Source organism: Streptomyces sp. NRRL WC-3618, assembly GCF_001280005.1.
In the GTDB taxonomy this organism is placed as follows: domain Bacteria; phylum Actinomycetota; class Actinomycetes; order Streptomycetales; family Streptomycetaceae; genus Streptomyces.
This window is the reverse complement of the sequence record NZ_LGDW01000211.1, coordinates 1-621: the sequence shown is the minus strand read 5'-3', so window position 1 is coordinate 621 and position 621 is coordinate 1. Positions and strand designations below refer to the sequence as shown.

Sequence of the window (621 nt, the reverse complement as noted above, 5' to 3'; positions counted from 1 at the left end):
AATGACACGACTTCGGCGGTACGCTTGAGCCCCGCTACATTGTCGGCGCGGAATCACTAGACCAGTGAGCTATTACGCACTCTTTCAAGGGTGGCTGCTTCTAAGCCAACCTCCTGGTTGTCTGTGCGACTCCACATCCTTTCCCACTTAGCGTACGCTTAGGGGCCTTAGTCGATGCTCTGGGCTGTTTCCCTCTCGACCATGGAGCTTATCCCCCACAGTCTCACTGCCGCGCTCTCACTTACCGGCATTCGGAGTTTGGCTAAGGTCAGTAACCCGGTAGGGCCCATCGCCTATCCAGTGCTCTACCTCCGGCAAGAAACACACGACGCTGCACCTAAATGCATTTCGGGGAGAACCAGCTATCACGGAGTTTGATTGGCCTTTCACCCCTAACCACAGGTCATCCCCCAGGTTTTCAACCCTGGTGGGTTCGGTCCTCCACGAAGTCTTACCTCCGCTTCAACCTGCCCATGGCTAGATCACTCCGCTTCGGGTCTTGAGCGCGCTACTAAAACGCCCTATTCGGACTCGCTTTCGCTACGGCTTCCCCACACGGGTTAACCTCGCAACACACCGCAAACTCGCAGGCTCATTCTTCAAAAGGCACGCAGTCACGAC

At 56.0% G+C, this 621-nt stretch carries 1 rRNA gene; it reads right to left on the bottom strand.

Annotated features, from left to right (window positions below):
- A 23S ribosomal RNA gene (locus ADL01_RS19515) occupies nucleotides 1–621 on the bottom strand; the annotation flags it as partial.